Raw genomic sequence first — 14,876 nt, forward strand, 5'->3', positions numbered from 1 at the left:
TGGGCTACCCCAGGCCGAGGCGCCGCGCGGTCGCGGCGGGCAGCCGGTACGGGCGCTCGGGCGGCAGCAGCCGCTGCGCCTTCGCCGGCTGCCCGTCGCGGACCAGCGCGGCGATCCGCCGCACCTGCGGGGTGAGGTCGGTGAGTCCGACGACCCACTCCTCGGCGTAACTGCGGATCAGCGAGCGGCCGATGCCCACCTGGATGCTGTAGTGGTTCAGCGCCGCCCCGCGCAGCGACCGCTCCGGGTCCCACTGCACGTGGACCTCGGCGCGGGCCACCTCGTCCGGGTGCGCGGTGGTCAGGACGGCGCGGGCGAGCGCCTCCTCCCAGCCCTCCCGGGTGATCCGGACCGCCAGCACCCTGGTCTGTCCGGCCTTCTGCGCCCAGTTGCTGCGGTGCATCAGCCAGCGGAACGAGGGCTTGATCCACGTCATCCGGTGGAAGCCGAAGGGCGCCGTGAAGCGGCCCGCCGCCAGCGCCGCGTCGGCGACGGCCGGCGGGTACGCCTGGTAGAGCACGATCGTCCGCGCGTCGTGGTCGGCGCGGATCTCGCGCAGTGCGGTCATCTCGCGGCACCCCCTTCGCCCCCGGCGTCCCCTCCGCCCCCCGGCACTCCCCCGGCACGCTGCCAGCGCGGGCCCGTCCGGCGCAACGGGATTACCGGGCGGGGCCGCGGCCTCCTCGGACCGCGGCCTCCTGGGACCGTGGCCCCGTGACGCCCGGCTCGGACCCCGGCCCCGAGACACCCGGCTCGGGCCGTGCGACCCGCCTCAGGCCGCGGCGGCCTTGGCGCGGAAGGCGCCGAGGGTGGCGGCCGGGACGCCGCAGCCGGGGAGGAAGGAGGCCGCGCCGCCGTGGTGGGCGCGGACGCGGTCGAGGAAGACGGACATGGCCTCGGCCGGGGCCTCCAGGAGGGGCGCGGGGATCGTGAGGTTGTGGCCCCGGGAGTCGGTGACGCGGGAGGTGGTGCGGTCGTTGAGGGCGGTGCGGTGGCGTTCGGCGAGGCCGGCGAAGATCTGCGGGAGGGCGTCGGCGGTGCGGGTGTAGTCGGCGACGATGTGCTCGGCGGGGACGTCGAGGAGGTCCAGCAGGAGGGCGGTCAGCAGGCCGGTGCGGTCCTTGCCGGCGGCGCAGTGCAGTAGGACGGCGCCGGGGCGGACGGTGGCGTCGACGGCGGCGGCCACCGCCTCGGGCGCGGACTCGGCCAGCAGGACGTAGAAGTCGCCCAGGTCGGCGGCCGTGGCCATGGTGCTCATCCGCGCGGTGAGGGCGTCGGTGGCGGGGTTCACCGGGGCCGCGACGACGGATATCCCGGCGGCCTCGGCGGCGGCCCAGTCCTCGGGGTCGGTCTCGCGCGGGTCCCGCAGGTCCACGATGGTGCGGATGTCGCAGCCGCGCAGTTGGGCGACGGTGGCCTTGTCGGCGGCCGGGAACGGCTGGGCGGAGCGGTACAGCACACCGGGACGGACCCGTCGGCCCTCGGGGTCGCCGAGGACTGCGGCGTCACGGAAGTTGACCAGGGACATGCGGGAGGCCTTTCGGTGGAGCCGCACCCGGGACGGGACGGGGAAGATCCGGAGCGGAGACATCTAGACGTCTAGATGTGTAACCCGTTCCGGGGTCGCCGGGCAAGCCTCGATCGGTGCATCCCTCCATCCCACTCCCCTCGGCGGGCCACGGCGACCCGGGCGGTGGGCCACGGCGACCCGGGCGGTGGCAGCTGGCCCGGCGGCGCGGACCGACCCCGGGGACGCGGGCGGGCTCCGTAGGATCGGGCCCGTGGCGACGAACCCCCCGAGCTCCCCGAACACCCCGGTGTACCGCCGCCTGGCCCGCCGGATCCAGGAGCGCGTCGACGCCGGCGCCTACCCGGCCGGCACCCGGCTGCCCAGCGAGTCCGAGCTGAGCGCCGAGTTCGGCGTGAACCGGCTGACCGTGCGGCAGGCGGTGGCGGAGCTGGAGCGGGCCGCCGTGGTGGAGATCCGCCGGGGCGTGGGCACCTTCGTCCGCCCGCCGGCCGTCCGGGTGTCGATCGCCGTGGACCCGCGCAGCCAGCGCTTCGACCTCGGCAGCGTGCCCACCGCACTGCCGAACGAGGAGCGCACCGACGGCGAGTTCGTGGTGGCCGCTCCGCCCGTCACGGGCTCGCCGCAGGACGCGGAGGCGGCCCGGCAGCTGGGCCGCAGCCCGGCGGAGCTGTCCCGGGTGGACTCGGTGATCCGGCTGGGCGGGCGGGCCCGGGCGGCGTGCAGCTACTGGGTGCCGTTCGGCCCGCTGCCCGCCGAGCTGGTCCGGCCGGGCCGCTCCGGGAACCTGGTGCCGGACCTGGCGCGGGCCGCCGGGGTGGAGCTGGAGTACGACTGGCGGGCCTTCGGCGCCGTCGGCGCGGATCTCGCGGACGCCGAGCTGCTGGGCGTCCCGCCGGGCACCGCGCTGCTGGTGCGCGAGGGCGTCAGCTGCACCCCGGACGGCGCCCCGGCGCTGTACGTGCGGCGGCGGATCGACGGCAGCAGCGCGCGCTTCGTCCTGCACTTCCGCGACCGGTAGCGAAGGCCGCCGCGCCCGCCCCCGGCCGGAGCGCCCCTGATAAATTCAGCGCCGAAACACCAGGCCGTACGGGGGCGGGCAGAGCACGGTGATCGAGGAGATCGACTACGACATACCCGGCGAGCTGGCCGAGGTCTACCTCGTCCTGCTCGCCGACGTCTCCCGCACCGGGCGGCTGCCGCGCCGCGAGGAGCTGGAGCGCCTGCGCAAGCTCGGCGAGCACTGCGCCGAGGCCGGATACGGGCTGCGCGAGGTGGTGGCGCAGTGCCTGGCCGCGGCCCGGCGGGCCTGGCAGACCCTGCCCGGGACGGCCGCCGCGAGCAGCGTCACCGAGCTGCGCCGCACGGGCGACGCGGTGCTCGCCGCCACCGACGCCGCGCTGGCCGCGCTGGGCGAGGGCCACGAGCGGGCCCAGCGCCTGGCCGTCCGCCAGGAGGAGGCGGCCCGCCGGGAGTTCATCGACGACCTGCTGTTCGGCCGCAGCGACCTGGGGCTGCTGGCCGAGCGCGCGGAGCGGTTCGGGCTGCGGCTGGCGGGCTCGTACACGGTGGCGGTCGCGGTGGGCGAAGAGCCGTTCGCGGACGTCCATCCGCTGGTGCACCGGGTGGAGCGGGAGCTGGCCGGGCGGTTCGGCGAGCGGGACGTGCTGCTGGCCAGCAAGGACGGCCGGCTGGTGTGCATCGCCCCGGACTCCGAGCGGGCCGTGCTGGAGGCCTTCGCCGAGCTGACGCTGCGCCCCGGCCCCGGCTACCGCCCGGTGCGGCGGGTGGCCACCGGCCGCCGGCACTCGGGGCCGAGCGGGGTGCTGCGCAGTTACGAGGAGGCGCTGGACGCGCTGGACTACGCGCAGCGGCTGGACCTGCCGGCCCGGCAGCTGCGGGCCGAGGAGCTGCTGGTCTTCCCGGTGCTGATGCGGGACCGGGCCGCCATGGCCGACCTGGTGCGCAGCGTGCTCGGCCCGCTGACCGAGGCGCGCGGCGGCGCCCGGCCGCTGCTGGACACCATCGCGGTGCAGGCGGAGGCCGCGTACGTGAACGCGGAGGCGGCGCGCCGGCTGGGCCTGAGCGTGCGCACGCTGGGCTACCGGCTGGAGCGGATCAAGGCGCTCACCGGGTACGACCCGGCGGACGCGCTCCAGCGCTTCACCCTGGAGACGGCGGCGATGGGTGCGCGGCTGCTGAACTGGCCGGAACAACCGCTGTAGTACGCGGTACGACCGCTGTAGTACGCGCTACGACGGCTGTAGTACGCGCCACGACGGCTGCAGTGCACGGCGCCACCGTTGCGGTTCGCGGCACGACGGCTGCGGTACGCGGAACCACGGCTGTAGTGCGCGATACGACCGCCGCCGTCCCGCCACGGGAGTCCCACCGCCCCAAACCCGCGGGGCGGCGCCGGAACCGTCCGGCGGCCGTCCTGTTGCCGAGCTGTTGCAGTGTCACGCGGGCCGTGCGTACCAGGGTGTCAAGAGGGCGTAAAGATTGCCGGATCCTGGCAATGTGCGGGGGGCCGCGGCACTGTCATGATCTCCCCGGCGCCGAAGCGCGGCGCCGGCGGGAGGACGGGGGAGCGTGGCCGGGATGGGGGGATTCTTCGCGGCCGCGCTGGCCTTCCCGACGGCGCTGTTCAGCTTCGCGCTGGTGGTGGTGGTCGGGTACTGGTTGCTGATGCTGTTCGGCGGCCTGGTTCCGGGCGCCGTGCACGGGGGGCACGGCGGCGGGCACCAGGTGGACGTCGGACACGCGGGGCACCACCTGGGTGCCGGGCACGGGGGGCACGCCGGGCACCTCGGACACGGGGGGCACAGTGCCGGGGGGCACGGCGCCGACGGCGGGTCCGGCCGGCAGGGCACCGGCCACCACACGGGCGTGCTGGACGCGCTGGGGCTGGGCGGGGTGCCCGTGACGGTGGCGGTGTCGCTGCTGGTCGCGCTCGCCTGGTTCGTCAGCCTGGCCGGCACCGTCCTCACGTCGGGGGCACCGGCGCGCGGCGGCGTGTTCGTCGTCGCGCTGGTCGCCTCCTGGGCGGGCACCCGGGTGCTCGTCCGGCCGCTGTCGCGGCTGTTCCCGCAGGACCGGCCGGTCACCCGGGGGGACTTCGTCGGCCGGGTCTGCGTGATCCGGACCGGCCGGGTGACGGCCGACTTCGGGCAGGCCGAGGTCACCGCGGAGGACGGCTCCACCGCGACCGTCCAGGTCCGTACGGCGACGCCCGAACCGGCCCTGACGGCCGGGCGGACCGCCCTGATCTTCGACTACGACGCCGAGGGCGAGCACTTCCTGGTGGCGCCCTTCGACCCGCCGGCCGTCCACTGACGCCCGTCCGCTGACGCCAAGTCACGCGTTTTCGCCCGCCCTCACCGCACTTCCCTTCGCACCAACTCGCCATCGTCAAAGGACTCCGTGATGGACACCATCGCCGTGGGTTTCGGCGTGCTCGTCGCCGTCGTGCTGCTCATCGTGCTCGCCATGCTGCTGTTCGTGGGCCGTCTGTTCCAGAAGGTCGAGCAGGGCAAGGCACTGATCGTCTCCCGGACGAAGAAGGTGGATGTGACCTTCACCGGCGCGATCGTCCTCCCGGTGCTCCACAAGGCCGAGTTGATGGACATCACCGCGAAGACGGTGGAGATCCACCGGGCCGGCCGGGACGGCCTGATCTGCCGGGACAACATCCGCGCGGACATCCGGATCTCGTTCTTCGTCCGGGTCAACAAGACCGTCGAGGACGTCATCAAGGTCGCGCAGTCGATCGGCACCGCCCGGGCCAGCGACCCGCAGGCGATCCAGGAGTTCTTCGCCGTCAAGTTCGCCGAGGCGCTCAAGACCGTCGGCAAGCAGCTGGACTTCACCGACCTGTACACCCACCGGCACGAGTTCCGGGACCAGATCATCGCGGTCATCGGCACCGACCTCAACGGCTACACCCTTGAGGACGCGGCCATCGACCACCTGGAACAGACGCCGATGAGCCAGCTGGACTCCGACAACATCCTGGACGCCCAGGGCATCCGCAAGATCACCGAGCTGACGGCGATCGAGCACGTGCGCACCAACGAGTACCAGCGCAACGAGCAGAAGGAGATCACCCGGCAGAACGTGGACGCCCGGGAGGCCGTCCTGGAGCTGGAGCGCCGGCAGGCCGACGCCGAGATCCGCCAGCGCCGCGAGATCGAGACCCTGCGGGCCAAGGAGGACGCGGTGATCGCCCGGGTGCAGGAGGAGGAGCGGCTCAACGCCCAGACCGCCTTCCTGCGCACCGAGGAGCTGCTCGGGGTGCAGCGGGAGAACCAGGCCCGCGAGGTCGCGGTGGCGCAGAAGAACCGCGAGCGGGTGATCGCGGTGGAGAACGAGCGGATCGAGAAGGACCGCCTGCTGGAGGTCGTCGGCCGCGAGCGGGAGACCCAGCTCGCCACGATCGCCAAGGAGAAGGAGGTCGAGTCCGCCAAGCGCGAGGTCGCCGACGTGGTCCGCGAGCGGGTCGCGGTGGACCGCACCGTCGCCGAGCAGGAGGAGGCCGTGAAGACGCTGCGCGCCACCGAGGAGGCCGAGCGGGTCCGCAAGGCCGTCGTGATCCAGGCCGAGGCCGAGGCGCAGGAGAAGCTCGTCAAGGACATCAAGGCCGCCGAGGCCGCCGAGCAGGCCGCCTCGCACAAGGCCCGCGAGGCGCTGGTGCTGGCCGAGGCCCGGCAGCGGGCCGCCGAGCTGGACGCGGCCGCCAAGATCCGGATGGCCGAGGGCATCCGGGCGGAGGCCGCCGCCGAGGGCCTGGCCCGGGTCCAGGTCCGTGAGCAGGAGGCCGCGGCGGTGGAGAAGGTCGGCCGTGCCGAGGCCGTCGTCCAGGTCGAGAAGGCCAAGGCCGCCGCGCTGGAGGTCGGCGGCAGGCTGAAGGCCGAGGCCGAGGGCCTGACCGAGAAGGCCGCGGCGATGGCCAAGCTGGACGAGGCCTCGCGCGGGCACGAGGAGTACCGTCTGCGGCTGGCCGCCGAGAAGGACGTCCGGCTGGCCGGGCTGGACACCCAGCGGCAGATCGCCGAGGCCCAGGCGGCGCTGGTCGCGGCCGGGCTGGAGAAGGCGAAGATCGACATCGTCGGCGGGGACTCGGTCTTCTTCGACAGGCTGGTGCAGTCGGTGTCGGCCGGCAAGAGCCTGGACGCCTTCGTCGGCCACTCGCAGACCGCGCAGACCCTGGCCGGGCCCTGGCTGGACGGGCGGGCCAGCTTCACCGAGGACCTCACCAGGGTGCTCTCCTCGGTCTCCACGGCGGACGTGCAGAACCTGACGGTCTCCGCCCTGCTGATGAAGCTGATCGGTTCGGGCGCCGGCGACCAGGCCGGGCAGCTGCGCCGGCTGCTGGAGTCGGCGCGGCAGCTGGGCGTCGCGGAGACCCCGCTCGGGGTCCTGGCCGGCGGCCTCGCCTCGGCCAACGGCTCCAAGTGACCCGCTGAGCGACCGGGCGGTCCGGCCCGCCGGACCGCCCGGCCCGCCGGAACCGCCCGACCCGCCGGAACCGCCGGAACCGCCCGACCCGACCGATCAGACCGATCAGACCGATCAGACCGAGGAACGTGACCGTGACCGTGGACGCCCTCGACGCCCGGCTCGACGCCGGCACCTACGAGGTCCTGCGCGACCGGCTCGCCCGAGCCGCCGCCGAACTCGCCGACCGGGCCCAGGCGTTGAACGCCCGCCGGGTCGACGAGTTCGGCGGCGGGGAGCTGCGGCTGGCCGGCACCGGACGGCTCACCACCGACCGGGCCTGCCTGCCGCAGGACCTCACCACCGCCGGCGGGCTGCTGCTGCTCGCCACCCGGCCGACCGAATCCGCCGATGGCGCCGGGGACTTCACCGACGTCCTCGGCCTGCACCACCCCGACCTCTCCCCCGCGCCCGCCGAGGGCACCCTGCTGGACGACCCGCGGCTGCGCCAGGACCTCGCCGATCTGCGGCGCTACTTCCGCGACGCCCGGCTGGAGCGGCTGCGCGCGGTGGACGGCCGGCTGCTCGCCGTCTTCCGCACCGGCCCCGCCGCCACCGACGTCCGGGTGCTGCGCTGGCGCCTGGACGGCGGCTCCGCCGACGACGCCCAGCCGTCCTACCTGGACGGGCGCGGCGAGCGCGACCACGTCCCCGCCGACGGGCAGCAGCTGCCCTGGACCGCCGTCACCCGGGACGACCAGCTGCCCGCCGGTCCCGGCCGCCCGCCCCGCGCGGACCTGGCCGGCGAACTGCTGGTCGGCGTCGACGGCGGCCGGCTGACCATCGCCGCCCCGGACGGCCGGGAGCTGCACCGCGAACCGCTGGCCGAGGCCCTGCAGACCCTCGCCGACGCCCGGATCGCCCACGCCCGGCTCGGCACCCTGCTGCTGGTGCGGGTGCGCCCGTACCAGGAGGAGACCGACCGGCACCTGGTGGTCCACCTGCCCACCGGCACCGTCACCCGGATCGACGCGCTCGGCCAGGCCTGCCTGCGGCTGCCCGCCGACCAAGGCGTGGCCTTCCCCGGCGGGTGCCACCTGGTGGACGGCACCGTGCGCGTCTTCGACCAGCCGGTCGACGGCCTGGTGTACGAGCGCACCGTCCTGTCGCCCAACGGCGAGGACGTGCTGTACGAGTTCCGCTCCCCCGCCGACGGCCGCGCCCTGCTCCAGCCGTACAACAGCGTGCGCCAGGAGGCCGCCGCCCCGCTGCCCTGCCAGGGTTACGCGCTGCTCGCCGACGGCACTCTGATCGCGCTGCGCCCGGCCGAGGACGGGCCGACCCGGCTGCACCCCGTCCAGCTCTGGCAGAGCCCGTTCACCAGCGAGCGCTTCGCCGCCGAACAGCCGCCCGGCAGCGGGCCGCTGGCCCGGATCGGCAACGCCGACCTGGTCCGCGGCCTGGCCGACTGCCTGGCCCTGGCCCGGCTGGCCGCGGCCGGCGCCGACACCCCGGCCGGCCACCGGGCCGTCCTCGCCGCCTGCACCCGCACCGCCGACCGGCACCACTGGCTCGGCCAGAGCGGCCTCGGCGACCTCGCCGCGCCGCTCGCCGAGATCCGCGACACGGCCCGGCAGGTCGTCGCCGAGTACGAGGCCGTCGCCCAGCTCACCGCGCACGCCGCCCGGCGGACCGACGAGACCGCCGAGCACGTCGAGGGCCTGCTGCGCACCGCCCGTGGTGAGACCCTGGCCGACGCCGCCGAGTGGGTCGACCGGCTGGCCGGGCTGCGCCGCGCCCAGGGCCGCGTCGAGGCGCTGCGCGACCTGCCGCGCGCCGACGCCGGGCGGATCGACGCGCTCGCCGCGCACCTCGCCGAGGGCCTGGCCCGGGCCGCCGACCGCGCCGTCGTCCAGCTCGCCGAGCCGACCGCCTTCGAGCCGCACCGGCAGCGGGCCGGCGAGCTGGCCGAGCGGTGCGCCGCGATCGCCACCGCCGCCGAGGCCGAACCGCTGGGTCTCGAACTGGCCGCCCAGAGCGAGGCCCTGCAGACCGTCTCGGAGCTGGTCGGCACCCTCGACCTGGCCGACGCCACCACCCGCACCGCGATCCTCGACCGGCTCGCCGACGTGCTCGGGCTGCTCAACCGGGCCCGGTCCGCGCTGACCGTGCGCCGCCGGGAGCTGCGCACCCGCGAGGCCGCCGCCGAGTTCGCCGCCGAGACCGCCCTGCTCGGCCAGGCCGCCACCGCCGCGCTCGCCGCCGCCGACACCCCCGAGGACTGCGACGAGCAGCTCGGCCGGCTGCTGCTGCGGATCGAGCAGTTGGAGACCCGTTTCGCCGACGCCGACCCGGCCCTCGGCGAGCAGCTCACCGCCCGGCGCACCGAGCTCCACGACGCGCTCACCGCCCGCCGCCAGCACCTGCTGGAGGAGCGGGCCCGGCGTGCCGACCGGCTGGTCGCCTCCGCCGGGCGCATCCTCGACACCCTGCACCGCCGGCTGGCCGCGCTGGACACCGCCGAGGAGATCGAGGCGGCCTTCGCCGCCGACCCGACCGCCGTCAAACTCCGCGACCTGGCGGGGCAGTTGACCGTGCTCGGCGACCGGGTCCGGGCCGAGGAGCTGACCGGACGGCTGCGCGCGGCGCGCGGCCGCGCCCAGCGGGCCCTGCGCGACCGCGCCGAACTCGCCGGGGACGGCCCCGGCACCCTGCGGCTGGGCCGCCACCTGTTCGCCGTCACCACCCGGCGGCCCGAACTCGCCCTGGTGCCCTGGCGCGGACGCCCCGCCTTCACCCTCACCGGCACCGACTACCGCTCCCCCGTCACCGACCCGGCCTTCGCCGCCACCGAGCGGTACTGGGACCGCCCGCTGCCCTCGGAGACCCCGCGGCTGTACCGCGCCGAGTACCTGGCGGCGAGCCTGCTGCCGGCCGCCGAGGCGGGGGCGCCGCGCACCGACGGCGAGCTGCTGGAGTACGTCCGGCGGGCCGCCGAGCAGCGCCCGGACGAGGGCTACCAGCGCGGCGTGCACGACCATGACGCCGCGCTGCTGCTCCGCGCCCTGCTCCGGCTCGGCGCCGGGGCCGGGCTGTTGCGCCATCCGGCGGGCGCCCGGGCGGCCGCCCAGCTGTACTGGGCGCACGGCGCCGACGAGCGGCAGCGGCTGCTCTGGCACACCCGGGCCCGCTCGCTGGGCCTCGCCCGGGACGCCTTCGGCGGCGCCCCGGCGTCGGCCGCGCTGGCGGCGCTGACCGCGCTGGAGGCCGAACTCTCCGCCGCCGTCTCGGAGTTCGTTCCGGGGGCGGAGCCCTCCGGCCCCTATCTGGTGGCCGAACTGGCCGCCGCCGCACCCAGCTTCGCCCACTCCCCGGGCGCCGCCGCGCTGGTCGACAAGTTCCGCGCGGCACCCGAGTCGGCCGGCCTCACCGAGGCGCTGGCCGCGCTGCCCGAGGAGCCCGGACTGCTGCCGGTACGGCGCCAACTGGCCACGGCCTGGCTGGAGTCGGGAGCGGCCGACGCCGACCCGGCCGACCTCGCCGAAGCGGCCGCCGTGCTGCTCTGCCCGTCGCTGCCGCGCCGGCCCGCCGAGGGGGCCGTGGGCGCCCGGATCACCGGACTGCTCGGCGACCACCCGCGGCTCGCGGGCGGGGCGCTCGACCTCCGGCTGGACGAACTGCTCGCCAGGGTGCGGGAGTTCGAGCAGGTCGAGGTGCCCGGCCACCGGGCCTACCAGCGGCTGCGGGGCGAACTGCTGGCCGCCGAGCACGCCCGGCTGCGGCTCGACCAGTACCGGCCCGCCCCGCTCAACGGCTTCGTCCGCAACCGGCTGATCGACCAGGTGTACCTGCCGCTGGTCGGCGACAACCTCGCCAAGCAGCTCGGCACGGCCGCCGCCGGCGGGCCGGTCGACCGCAGCGGCCTGCTGCTGCTGGTCTCCCCGCCCGGCTACGGCAAGACCACCCTGGTCGAGTACCTCGCCGAGCGGCTCGGGCTGCTGCTGGTCTCCGTCAGCGGCCCCGCGCTCGGCCACCGGGTCACCTCGCTGGACCCGGCCGAGGCCCCCGACGCCACCTCCCGGCGCGAGGTCGAGAAGCTCAACTTCGCCCTGCACGCGGGCGACAACGTGCTGCTCTACCTGGACGACGTCCAGCACACCTCGCCCGAGTTCCTCCAGCGCTTCATCCCGCTGTGCGACGCCCAGCGCCGGATCGACGGCGTGTGGGACGGCGAGGCCCGCGAGTGGGACCTGCGCGGCAAGCGCTTCGCCGTGGTCATGGCCGCCAACCCGTACACCGAGTCCGGCCGCCTCTTCCGGCTGCCCGACATGCTCGCCAACCGCGCCGACGTGTGGAACCTCGGCGACGCCGTCGCCGGGCGCGAGGACCTCTTCGCGCTCAGCTTCGTCGAGAACGCCCTGCCGGCCGGCCCCCACCTGGCCCCGCTCGCCACCGCCGAGCGCGCCGACCTCGACACCCTGCTCGCCCGCGCCGGCGGCCTGCCCGGCGGCACCCTGGCCGGCGCCTGGCCCGCCGCCGAGGTCGAGCGGATGACCGCCGTCCTGGCCGGTCTGCTCCACCTGCGCTCCACCGTCCTGGCCGTCAACCGCGCCTACCTGGCCTCCGCCGCCCAGGACGACCGGACCCGCACCGAGCCCCCCTTCCTGCTCCAGGGCTCCTACCGCAACATGGCCAAGCTCGCCCAGCGCCTCGACCCCGCCCTCACCCGTCCCGAACTGGACGCCCTGCTCACCGACCACTACCGGGCCGAGGCCCAGCCCCTGGGCGCCGAGGCCGAGGCCCAGCTCCTCAAGCTCGCCGAGCTCCGCGGCACCCTGACACCCGAGCAGGCGGCCCGCTGGGCGGAGCTGAAGCGGTCCTGGCAGGAGCGCGGGCGCGCCACCGAACGCCCTTGACCTGAAGGGCGCTTGAGGTCCTAGCCTCGGCCGCATGGGCTACTTCACCGAACGCGAGCGCGGCTATCTCACCGGCCAACCGCTGGCCCGTCTGGCCACCCTCGGCCCGGACGGCTCCCCGCAGGTCCGGCCGGTGGGCTTCCGGCTCAACGACGACGGCACCATCGACATCGGCGGCCCGGACAACGCCGGCAGCCGCAAGTACCGCAACGCCCGGGACCGCCCCGAGGTCTCCGTCCTGATCGACGACCTGGCGCCCGCCGACGATCCGGTCGCGGGCGGCTGGGGGCGCGGCGTGGAGATCCGCGGCCGGGCGGAGGTGCTCGCCGTGGACGTCCCGCCGGTGGCGCCCGACCGGTTCAGCCGGGACGTCATCCGGGTGCACCCCCGGCGGATCATCACCTGGAACCTGGAGTCGCTGGGCTCCACCGCCCGGGACGTCGGCTGACCCGGCCGGCCCCCGCACCCTCCGCGGCGCCCCCTGCCTCCCCGGCCGGGGGCGCCGCCGTGCTGTGTGCGCCGGCCGTCGTGCTGTGTGCGCCGGCCGCTGTCCCGTGTGCGCCGGCCGCCGTGCCGTGTGCGCTAGCCGTCGTCCCGTGCGTGCCGGTCCCGGGCCCGCAGGCCGTCCAGGATCAGGTCCGCGAGGCGCTCCGGGAGTTCGGGGCCGATCTCGCGGTGGCCGAGCAGGGCGCGGGCCTGGAGGGGTGCGCTGAGCAGTTCCAGGGCGAGGTCGGCGTCCGTGCCGGCCGGGAGTTCGCCGCGGTCGACGGCGCGCCGGACGACGGCGCCGGCCTGGGCGAGGCGGGAGTCCCAGAAGACCTGCCAGGCCTCGGCGAGGGCCGGGTCCTCGGAGCCGAGGGCGGCCGCGCGGGCCACGGCCCGGCCGAGCGGGGTGGCCAGGTACGCGGCGAGCGCGCGGGCGAAGGCGGTCAGGTCGGTGCGGACGGCCCCGGTGTCGGGGACCGGGATGCCCTCGTCGCTGGCGGTCAGCATGGCGTCCAGCACCAGCTTCTCCCGGCTGCCCCACCGCCGGTACACGGTGGTCTCGTTGACGCCGGCCCGGGCCGCGACGTCGGCGATGGTGAGCCGGGCGACGCCTCCTTCGGCCAGCGCCTCCATGGCGGCCGCCAGGACGTCCCGGCGCACCCGGGCGGCCCGGCCGCCCGGACGTCGGCGGATCGGGTCCGGCTCTTCCTCGGTCATGTGTCGATCACCTCGCCACCACCTTAACGCAGGAGCACTTGCATTAAGCGATCCCCCGGCGCATAGTCGCTAATGCAAGAGTTCCGGCTTTAAGAGCGACAGGAGGCATCGCCATGTCCTTCACCTGGCCCCTGGACCCACAGGACCTGTTCGTCGAGCGCTACCCGCAGATGACCCTCGGCCTGCCCGCCGCCGAGGTGGACGCGGTCCGCGCGGCCGTCACCGACATGTGGGCCGACCGGCCCGGCGGCTGGGTGTACGAGTGGTCCGCCCTCGCCGCCCGGCACGCCGGCGCCGGGCGCCACCGCCAGGCCGCCCAGGCGTACGGCTGGGCCAAGTTCCCCTCGCTCGCCGACGCTCCGAAGCGCACCGCGCTGGCCCGCCAGGTCGAGCAGTACCTGCTCGCCTCGCCCGGCTTCCCGGTCGACGTCGAGCGCCGCACGCTCACCGTCCCCCACCGCGGCGGCGAGGCCGCGGTCCCGGTCCACCTGATGGCCGCGCCCGGCCTGCCCGCCGCCGCCCCGGTGGTGCTGGCCAGCGGCGGGGTGGACTCCTGGAAGACCGACCTGCACGGCATGTGGGAGCAGCTCGCGCTCGCCCTGCCGGTCCGGCTGCTGCTGTTCGACCTCGCGGGCACCGGCGAGACCTCCCACCTGCCGATGACCCCGGACGGCGGAACCGAGGTGATCGAGGGCCTGATCGCCTTCGCCCGTACGCTCGGCGACGGCCGGGTCGGCCACTTCGGCATCTCGATGGGCGGCTACTACTCCGCGCGCACCGGGCTGACCGGCGCCGTGGACGCGGCGGTGGTGCTCGGCGGCCCGGTCGAGCACTCCTTCGACCCGGACCGCGGCTTCGACTTCGGCATGGACGGCATCGTGGGCAACGCCCTGGGCTTCGACGCGGCACCGGACCGGGCGGCCCTGGGCCGGGCCTTCGGCTCCTTCGGCCTGCGCCCGCTGCTGGACCGGGACGACCAGGCGCCGATGCTGGTGCTCAACGGTGCCGACGACGTCCACGTCCCGCAGCACGACACCCTGGTGTTCGCCGGCCGCCGCGACACCCGGGTCGAACTGATCCCGGACACCGGGCACTGCGCCATTTCGAGGTTCGACGAGGCGATGGCGCTGATCGTCCCCTGGCTGAGGACCACTCTCCTGGGATAGTCCGACCACCGCACGGGTCCCCCCGTCGGGGTATCCGCGCGTGCCGGCGATCCGGCCGAGTGGATCAGTGCCCCGGGCCCGGCCCCGGACTCCGCTCCGGGCCCGCAGCCGGGTCCCACCCCGGGTTCCACCCCGGGCCCCGCGCAGGGCTCCGCTCGGGGCTCCGGCCCGGGCCGGGCACCGCCGGCCGGTCCCGGGCCGCCGGTGCGGCCAGCGCGTCCCAGACGGGATCGGGCAGCCCGGGGACGGCCCGCCCCTCGGCCTGCCAGCGCCGGGCCAGCTCGGCGTAGATGGGCGCTTCCGGGCCGGGTTCCGCCACCGGCCGTTCCGTCACCCACTGCTCCCGCACCGGCGGTTCCGTCGTCACCCGCGGCTCCGTCGTCGCGGGTGGCGACGGCGGTTCCGGCGGCCTGTCCGGAATGCCGCGCAGGATCGTTTCCTCACCCGGCTGCCGTTCCGGCACCGGCAGCCACCCGAATCCACTCACACCCACCCAACGCACCCCGCCCGCGCCGGGACACGGTCGGGTCAACCCGGTGCTCCGCAGGTCAACCCCCTGCGGAGCGCGGCCGGGTGCGCAGGAAGTCGGCCCACCCGACTTCCTGCGCACGTCGTGCCCTCCCCATT

The 14,876-nt window shown here is 75.9% G+C and carries 11 protein-coding genes; 7 read left to right on the forward strand and 4 right to left on the reverse strand.

Going from position 1 to position 14,876, the window contains the following annotated elements; all coding sequences use genetic code 11:
* Window positions 1-4 precede the first annotated feature (4 nt).
* Together ACFVUY_RS18285 and ACFVUY_RS18290 are read right to left on the reverse strand one after the other, a co-directional pair.
* Complete coding sequence (locus ACFVUY_RS18285; protein ID WP_359914773.1) at window positions 5-568, reverse strand: DUF4291 domain-containing protein; 564 nt, start codon at window positions 566-568, stop codon at window positions 5-7.
* A gap of 204 nt (window positions 569-772) precedes the next feature.
* Window positions 773-1,528, reverse strand: coding sequence for a tyrosine-protein phosphatase (locus tag ACFVUY_RS18290; RefSeq protein WP_387730970.1), 756 nt, complete (start codon window positions 1,526-1,528; stop codon window positions 773-775).
* Between the two features lie 253 nt (window positions 1,529-1,781).
* Between ACFVUY_RS18290 and ACFVUY_RS18295 the strand changes: the two genes are divergently transcribed.
* The 6 genes from ACFVUY_RS18295 (at window position 1,782) to ACFVUY_RS18320 (ending at window position 12,328) form a co-directional block, all read left to right on the forward strand.
* Window positions 1,782-2,549 (forward strand): GntR family transcriptional regulator, encoded by a 768-nt coding sequence (locus tag ACFVUY_RS18295; RefSeq protein ID WP_387685523.1) that lies wholly within the window; start codon window positions 1,782-1,784, stop codon window positions 2,547-2,549.
* 88 nt (window positions 2,550-2,637) lie between these two features.
* Window positions 2,638-3,753 (forward strand): PucR family transcriptional regulator, encoded by a 1,116-nt coding sequence (locus ACFVUY_RS18300; RefSeq protein WP_387685521.1) that lies wholly within the window; start codon window positions 2,638-2,640, stop codon window positions 3,751-3,753.
* Between the two features lie 376 nt (window positions 3,754-4,129).
* Complete coding sequence (locus ACFVUY_RS18305; RefSeq protein WP_387731110.1) at window positions 4,130-4,864, forward strand: hypothetical protein; 735 nt, start codon at window positions 4,130-4,132, stop codon at window positions 4,862-4,864.
* Window positions 4,865-4,954: 90 nt separating this feature from the next.
* Complete coding sequence (locus tag ACFVUY_RS18310; protein ID WP_387685517.1) at window positions 4,955-6,985, forward strand: flotillin family protein; 2,031 nt, start codon at window positions 4,955-4,957, stop codon at window positions 6,983-6,985.
* A gap of 134 nt (window positions 6,986-7,119) precedes the next feature.
* Entirely contained in the window at window positions 7,120-11,880 is a 4,761-nt protein-coding gene (locus tag ACFVUY_RS18315) for a DNA repair ATPase (RefSeq protein WP_387730973.1), read from the forward strand.
* A gap of 34 nt (window positions 11,881-11,914) precedes the next feature.
* On the forward strand, window positions 11,915-12,328 hold the full coding sequence (locus ACFVUY_RS18320) for a PPOX class F420-dependent oxidoreductase (RefSeq protein WP_387685512.1): 414 nt from the start codon (window positions 11,915-11,917) through the stop codon (window positions 12,326-12,328).
* Between the two features lie 134 nt (window positions 12,329-12,462).
* Here ACFVUY_RS18320 and ACFVUY_RS18325 read toward each other — a convergent pair whose 3' ends face one another.
* Window positions 12,463-13,083 carry a TetR/AcrR family transcriptional regulator gene (locus ACFVUY_RS18325; RefSeq protein WP_387685510.1) on the reverse strand — a complete coding sequence of 207 codons (621 nt, stop codon included), beginning with the start codon at window positions 13,081-13,083 and terminating at the stop codon, window positions 12,463-12,465.
* A 113-nt stretch (window positions 13,084-13,196) separates the two neighbouring features.
* Here ACFVUY_RS18325 and ACFVUY_RS18330 point away from each other — a divergent pair, with 113 nt between their 5' ends.
* Window positions 13,197-14,249, forward strand: coding sequence for an alpha/beta hydrolase (locus ACFVUY_RS18330; protein ID WP_387730976.1), 1,053 nt, complete (start codon window positions 13,197-13,199; stop codon window positions 14,247-14,249).
* Window positions 14,250-14,313: 64 nt separating this feature from the next.
* Here the strand turns inward: ACFVUY_RS18330 and ACFVUY_RS18335 are convergent, their stop codons facing one another.
* On the reverse strand, window positions 14,314-14,616 hold the full coding sequence (locus ACFVUY_RS18335) for a hypothetical protein (RefSeq protein WP_387730979.1): 303 nt from the start codon (window positions 14,614-14,616) through the stop codon (window positions 14,314-14,316).
* Window positions 14,617-14,876 lie beyond the last annotated feature (260 nt).

The organism is Kitasatospora sp. NPDC058063, from assembly GCF_042885395.1.
Classification (GTDB): domain Bacteria; phylum Actinomycetota; class Actinomycetes; order Streptomycetales; family Streptomycetaceae; genus Kitasatospora; species Kitasatospora lactacystinica.

Coding starts and splice junctions, on each gene's coding strand:
- ACFVUY_RS18305 (WP_387731110.1), top strand. CDS start 4,130: ATGGGGGGATTCTTCGCGGCCGCGCTGGCCTTCCCGACGGCGCTGTTC.
- ACFVUY_RS18310 (WP_387685517.1), top strand. CDS start 4,955: ATGGACACCATCGCCGTGGGTTTCGGCGTGCTCGTCGCCGTCGTGCTG.
- ACFVUY_RS18285 (WP_359914773.1), bottom strand. CDS start 568: ATGACCGCACTGCGCGAGATCCGCGCCGACCACGACGCGCGGACGATC.
- ACFVUY_RS18325 (WP_387685510.1), bottom strand. CDS start 13,083: ATGACCGAGGAAGAGCCGGACCCGATCCGCCGACGTCCGGGCGGCCGG.
- ACFVUY_RS18290 (WP_387730970.1), bottom strand. CDS start 1,528: ATGTCCCTGGTCAACTTCCGTGACGCCGCAGTCCTCGGCGACCCCGAG.
- ACFVUY_RS18320 (WP_387685512.1), top strand. CDS start 11,915: ATGGGCTACTTCACCGAACGCGAGCGCGGCTATCTCACCGGCCAACCG.
- ACFVUY_RS18330 (WP_387730976.1), top strand. CDS start 13,197: ATGTCCTTCACCTGGCCCCTGGACCCACAGGACCTGTTCGTCGAGCGC.